The 6,847-nt window shown below is 41.8% G+C and carries 4 protein-coding genes; 3 read left to right on the forward strand and 1 reads right to left on the reverse strand.

Annotated features, from left to right (window positions below; genetic code table 11):
• Nucleotides 1-190: 190 nt before the first annotated feature.
• Complete coding sequence (gene glyA, locus ACKPEB_RS12955; RefSeq protein WP_408965347.1) at nucleotides 191-1,474, forward strand: serine hydroxymethyltransferase; 1,284 nt, start codon at nucleotides 191-193, stop codon at nucleotides 1,472-1,474.
• A 175-nt stretch (nucleotides 1,475-1,649) separates the two neighbouring features.
• Nucleotides 1,650-2,708 (forward strand): glycosyltransferase family 4 protein, encoded by a 1,059-nt coding sequence (locus tag ACKPEB_RS12960; protein ID WP_408965348.1) that lies wholly within the window; start codon nucleotides 1,650-1,652, stop codon nucleotides 2,706-2,708.
• A gap of 408 nt (nucleotides 2,709-3,116) precedes the next feature.
• Here the strand turns inward: ACKPEB_RS12960 and ACKPEB_RS12965 are convergent, their stop codons facing one another.
• Complete coding sequence (locus tag ACKPEB_RS12965; protein ID WP_408965349.1) at nucleotides 3,117-4,175, reverse strand: hypothetical protein; 1,059 nt, start codon at nucleotides 4,173-4,175, stop codon at nucleotides 3,117-3,119.
• 360 nt (nucleotides 4,176-4,535) lie between these two features.
• Between ACKPEB_RS12965 and ACKPEB_RS12970 the strand changes: the two genes are divergently transcribed.
• Nucleotides 4,536-6,653 carry a bifunctional arginine dihydrolase/ornithine cyclodeaminase gene (locus ACKPEB_RS12970; protein ID WP_408965350.1) on the forward strand — a complete coding sequence of 706 codons (2,118 nt, stop codon included), beginning with the start codon at nucleotides 4,536-4,538 and terminating at the stop codon, nucleotides 6,651-6,653.
• The last annotated feature ends 194 nt before the right edge of the window (nucleotides 6,654-6,847 follow it).

Consider the following 6,847-nt stretch of genomic DNA (forward strand, 5'->3'; position numbering starts at 1 on the left):
TTTCCATTAAGAAATCAGGAATTATAGAGTGATTGGGTTGAGGAGTCAAGGAGTAGAAGGGATCAGCAAAGAAAGTTATTATAGAAGATTCAGGGTAAAAAGGCGATTGAGTTAGACCCATCTTGAGAATTCAATCGACCTATCCCTGTGTATCCCATTGAGTAGAACTGCTATAACGAGGAATTTTATTGTGAGTCGGACTAACTTAGAAATCTTATCTGAAACTGATCCGGTGATTGCTGACCTGATTCAACATGAGTTATGTCGTCAACGGGATCACCTAGAGTTAATTGCCAGCGAAAACTTTACCTCCGCCGCCGTTATGGCAGCCCAAGGCTCGGTTCTGACGAACAAATATGCAGAAGGTCTACCCAAAAAACGCTATTACGGCGGTTGTGAATTTATTGATGGGGTTGAACAGTTAGCGATTGAACGAGCTAAACAACTGTTTGGAGCCGCCAGTGCTAATGTTCAACCCCATTCCGGTGCTCAAGCCAACTTTGCCGTGTTCTTGGCGATGCTGAAACCCGGTGACACGATCATGGGGATGGACTTATCTCATGGGGGACATTTAACCCATGGTTCTCCGGTGAATGTTTCGGGTAAATGGTTTAAAGTTTGTCACTACGGCGTTAGTCCAGAAACGGAACAACTCGACTACGACCAAATTTTAGAACTGGCGAAACAACATAAACCCCAAATGATTATTTGTGGGTATTCTGCCTATCCTCGGATCATCAATTTTGAGAAATTCCGTGCCATTGCTGATGAAGTCGGTGCTTACCTGATGGCGGATATTGCTCATATTGCTGGGTTAGTGGCAACGGGTCATCATCCTAACCCTATTCCTCACTGTGACGTGGTGACAACCACCACCCACAAAACTCTACGGGGGCCAAGAGGCGGTTTAATTTTAACGCGAGATGGGGAACTGGGTAAAAAGTTAGATAAAGCCGTTTTCCCTGGCAGTCAAGGTGGCCCCTTAGAGCACGTGATTGCGGGGAAAGCCGTTGCCTTTGGTGAAGCACTTAAACCCGAATTTACCACTTATTCCGGTCAAGTGATTGCCAATGCGAAAGCGTTAGCAACACAATTACAAAACCGAGGTTTAAAAATTGTTTCGGGTGGTACGGATAACCATCTGATGTTAGTGGATTTACGTTCCGTTTCTATGACTGGAAAACGAGCCGATCAACTCGTCAGTGAGGTTCATATCACCGCTAATAAAAATACCGTTCCTTTTGATCCTGAATCTCCCTTTGTCACCAGTGGCTTGAGACTGGGTTCTCCTGCGATGACAACGCGGGGAATGGGAGAAGCGGAGTTTATTGAGATTGGGAATATTATTGCTGATCGGTTGTTGAACCCCGATGATGAAAGTATTAAAGATGAATGTCGTCAACGGGTGGCTAATTTATGCGATCGCTTTCCTTTGTATCCTCATCTCAGTATTAAGGTTCCAGCTTTAGCTTAAATTTCACCTTTATCTAACGGATCAAGTTCTGTTGTTGGACTTTAGCTGGACGTTCTTGAAAGTGTTCACGCTGAAGTCTAACGACAGAAATTTAAAAGTTTTTGGTCAGAAATGATCCCAAATGTAGTAGACTCTGGCTGACACAGTAACGAAAATCTTGCACCTGTAACCTCAGATGCCCCACCATCTGTACCATATCCTAACTTTTGTTATTTCGGCTCTAGTTGTTATCTGGAGTACCCCCGTTGTTAAGAAAATCGCCATCCGTTCAGGACGAGTTGATTTACCGAATGAACGTAAAGTCCATCAACAACCGATGGTTCGCTTAGGTGGTGTTTCCATCTTTGCAGGCGCTTTAATTGCTTTATTATTAGTTTGGATATCCGGTGGGTTTATTGATGCCACAGGCAAACCTTTAAGCCCACAGGATGAATATGAAATTTGGGGCGTAACCCTGGGTGGCGTTGCCTTTTTTCTAATTGGTTTAGCGGATGATTTATTTAGTTTATCTCCCCTAACTCGCCTATTATTGCAAACTGGAGTTGCTAGTTTGGCTTGGTGGGTGGGTGTCCGCATTGACTTTTTAACCATTCCCCATTTCGGTTTAGTTCAAATTGGATGGTTGAGTCTCCCCATTACCATTATTTGGTTAGTGGGAATGACGAATGCGATTAATTGGATTGATGGTTTAGACGGACTGGCGGCGGGAGTTTGTGGCATTGCTGCCGTTGTGATGTTAATTGTGAGTTTATTTATGAATCAGCCGGCTGCGGCTTTAATTGCGGCAGCGTTAGCCGGAAGTTCGTTAGGATTTCTTCGATATAATTTTAATCCGGCTCAGATTTTTATGGGGGATGGGGGCGCTTATTTCATGGGGTTTACCCTCGCTGGGGTGGGTGTTATTGGTTTAGTGAAAACAACGGCCGTTACCTCGGTTGTTCTGCCTTATTTAATTTTAGCGGTTCCGATTTTAGATATGTCGGCTGTAATTTTAGACCGAATTCGTAATGGAAAATCTCCGTTTATAGCGGATAAACGCCATCTTCACCATCGACTATTAGACGCAGGTTTATCTCAACGCAGAACGGTATTATTTATTTATTCTCTCACCCTTTGGGTCGGAAGTTTAGCTCTGGCTTTTTCAGGAATTCCTAGTGGTTTAGCTTATGCTTTAGGCGCAACGGGATTATTAGGTTATACCAGTTGGCAAGCTTTAAAACGAGCAAGATTATAGTTAATAATAATGGAATTTTACCCTTTTTTACACAATTTTTTCTGATGATAGACCTAACTCCCCCTTCTCAACCCGCTTATGTAGGGGCGAAGTTTCCTCGCCCATAGAAACTTTTGAAATTAAACAGGTTATCCATCTTGAGAAGGTTTGATGTTTTAGCTATAGTAATTCGCGCCGAAGTTGTAATCTGAAATCCCTAAATGTTTGCTACAAATCCCCCCTGTAGAGAGGTTGCATGCAACCTCTCTACAGGGAGTTAGGAGGGATCATCTGTAGCAGCTATAATGGGATTTCATATAATATTTTAGGTTAGGGATGGTGTCCCTTCCAAACCAGATGTCAAGAGGGTTGGGAGACCCAACCCCTACGGTTATTTTTAGAATTTCACTAAAATTAACCTCGACTTTTTTAAGTGGTTTGAGGTAACTTGGCTTTTAAATCAATTGCTTTATTGACGATTTCTTGAATTTTCTTTCCTTCGGTCATTAATTTATCAAAATAGCTATTAACTTCAGCAATTAACGCTTGATAAGTTTCTTTTGAAAGCGGATCTTTACCACTGACTTTCACTTCATAATATTGACACGTGGCATATCCTACCGCTAAAAATAAGGTTGCATTAATGATTGGATTAATTGCCCAACTTGCAATCGGAGTCTGTTTGAGCAAAAATCCTAAACCGATTTTGGGTAAATTATCAACGGTCAAAGTTAACGCTAAAATTGCTACAATCTCCTGTATTGATTCGGGAGATTTAAGATCTTGCTCATAAGCACCAGCAATTTCATAAACCATTTGAATTAATAAGGGTGTCGTACAACTTAAGTCTACAACTAGGGTAGCTCCTGGGACTGCACTACCCATACCAATAATTAAAGAATACAAAAGTTTTTCATTGATGGTATTTTGAGCAATTTGGCTGCTTGAAAAATTTGGATAATTTTTCTTGGTTTTACTAACAATAGTCAGTGCTTTTTCCGCCAGATTCATACTCAAAATACACTCTAAAATCCTTTCTTTCCAATATTCATTCCAATAGTTAATGACTTGTTGCAATAGTTGTTTAACAAATTGTTCTGATCTTTTAGTGATTCCATTAAGGATATTGGTAATTTCTTGCGTTGTATCCCCAACCGCTTTACTAGATACTTTCAAGCTTTCTTCTACTGTTTTTTTTGCTTGTTCTAGTGAAGAATAAGTCAATTTTATATCTTCAGTCGCTTTATCTTGAATTTTTTTGACCAGATCTGCAAAAAACTGACCTAATTTATTAATATCTTCCTTAACTTCCCCGTCTAATAACGCAGTCGCAGGAATCCATTGACCTTGACCCATACTGTCAACTTGAAAACAGACAATTTTCCCTCTATCTCCATAAGTTGCGATCGCTAAAACCTTACCTGTTTTCTCTTCATGATTCAGAGAACAAGTGGTCATTTTAAAAATTGCTGCATTATCTGAAGACATCGTTTAATCCTCTCAAAAAGGTTTAGCCATAGGAAACGATTCCCAACACTTTAGCGTTGAGGCGTAGTTGAATCAAAAAAAAATTATGGGTAGCGGTATAAAAATCTATTGTACTACAGACTAAAAAAAATAGAATGATTTTTTTTCAAACCCCATTAAAAAGAACTCCATCAGATTCATAAGCTAATGTCAGGTTTTCCTAACATTTAATTACCCCGTGTGTCCACATCCCAGTGATATAATAAAAAGTTGGCTTTTTATAGACCTAACTCCCCCTTCTCAAGCTTAGAAGTGGGATTTTGTAGTGACTCCAATCTCTTATCGGTAGCAACCTGTAGCGTCTACCCTATTCTAACTAAAATGACAGATTCAATTCGTTTCCTGATGTGTCCTCCAGACCACTATGATGTGGACTATGTAATTAATCCTTGGATGGAGGGCAATATCCACAAATCATCATTTGATCGAGCCAGAGAACAATGGCAAAGTTTGTACTATCTTATCAAAGAAAACGCCATTGTTGACTTAGTAACCCCCGCGAAAGGTTGGCCGGATATGGTGTTTACCGCCAACGCTGGGTTAGTGCTCGATAAAACCGTCGTTCTTAGTCGTTTTTATCATAAAGAACGTCAAGGGGAAGAACCCTATTTTAAAACTTGGTTTGAACGTCAAGGGTTTACCGTTCATGAACTTCCGAAAGACCTCCCCTTTGAAGGTGCTGGAGATGCTTTATTTGACCGGGAAGGACGCTATTTATGGGCGGGATATGGCTTCCGGTCTGAACTTGATTCTCATCCCCTAATTGCCGAATGGCTGGATATTGAAGTTCTATCCCTGCGGTTAATGGATGAACGGTTTTATCATCTCGATACCTGTTTTTGTCCGTTAACAGGTGGGTATTTAATGTATTATCCTCCCGCCTTTGATTCCTATTCAAATCGCTTAATTGAATTGCGAGTTCCCCCAGAAAAACGGATTATTGTTGAAGAACCCGACGCCGTTAATTTTGCTTGTAATACCGTCAATATTAATCAGACGGTGATTATGAATAAAGCCAGCGATAACTTAAAAGCTCGACTACAAGAAGCTGGTTTCACCGTTCTTGAAACTCCCTTAACAGAGTTTTTAAAAGCAGGAGGAGCCGCCAAATGTTTAACCCTGCGGGTGACAGAACCGATTATTATTGATCGTCATGCTGTCATCAATATTGAAAGCCGCACCGTCCTGATGGAAGGACATTTATTAGATGCAGGCTTAATTAACCGTGCTTTAGATTTAGTCGTCGAAGGCGGCGGAAGTTTCCAAGTCCTGAACTTTAACTTAGGAGAACAACGACAAAGCACCTCGAAAGCAGAGATTAAAATATCTGCTCCTTCCCATGAGGTGATGGAAGAAATTATTAGTCAATTAATTGATATTGGCGTTGTTTCCCTGGACGAAGATCAACGAGATGCTCGCTTACAACCTGTGGAAAAAGATGGCGTTGCTCCCGATGATTTCTATGTGTCTACCATTTATCCGACAGAAGTTCGGGTAGATGGACAATGGCTGACGGTTCAAAATCAACGCATGGATGGTGCGATCGCCATTTCTGAAACCCCTAACGGTCTTGTTGCTCAATGTAAGATTCTACGGGATTTAAAACTCGGTGAACGAGTGGTGGTGGATGTTGTTGGTCTGCGGACGATCCGCAAAACTGAATCTCGCGAACCCCGAAATGCGCCGCAAGAATTTAGTTTTATGTCGGCGGGGGTTTCCAGTGAACGCCGCGTTGAGTTAATTGTGGAACAAGTGGCTTGGGAACTGCGCCAAATTCGGGATCGCGGCGGTAAGGTTGTGGTGACGGCTGGCCCAGTTGTGATTCATACCGGAGGGGCTCAACATTTATCCCATCTCATCCGCGAAGGCTATGTGCAGGCGTTATTAGGGGGAAATGCGATCGCCGTTCACGATATGGAACAATCGATCATGGGAACCTCCCTCGGTGTGGATATGAAACAAGGAGTCGCTGTTAAAGGAGGTCATCGTCATCACCTTAAAGTGATTAACAGTGTTCGTCGTTGCGGAAGTATTGCCGCCGCCGTTGAACAGGGAGTGGTTAAGAGTGGGATTATGTATGAATGTGTGAAAAATAACATTCCCTTCTCCTTAGCAGGTTCCATTCGAGATGATGGCCCGTTACCGGATACGCAAATGGACTTAATTAAAGCTCAAGAGCATTATGCGGAACTGTTACGGGGTGCAGATATGATTCTGATGCTATCCTCAATGTTACATTCTATTGGGGTTGGCAATATGACGCCTTCCGGGGTGAAGATGGTTTGTGTGGATATTAACCCGGCGGTTGTCACCAAACTCAGCGATCGCGGTTCTGTGGAGTCTATTGGCGTTGTTACGGACGTGGGACTGTTCCTAAGTTTGTTAGTGAATCAATTAGATAAATTAACCAGTAAATACGGCGTCGTACAAGTTGGTTAATTGAGAAACCGGGTTTCTGGGTTAACCTTTGCTATTAATAGAAAGATTGATTAAGAAACCCAGTTTCTGACCCCCACCAGCACCTCCTAGAAACCGGGTTTCTGGGTTAACCTTTGCTATTAATAGAAAGATTGATTAAGAAACCCGGTTCCTGCAATAACCTTTGTTGCTAATAGAAAGATTGATTAAGAAAC

The organism is Planktothrix sp. (assembly GCF_046067725.1).
Lineage (GTDB): Bacteria > Cyanobacteriota > Cyanobacteriia > Cyanobacteriales > Microcoleaceae > Planktothrix.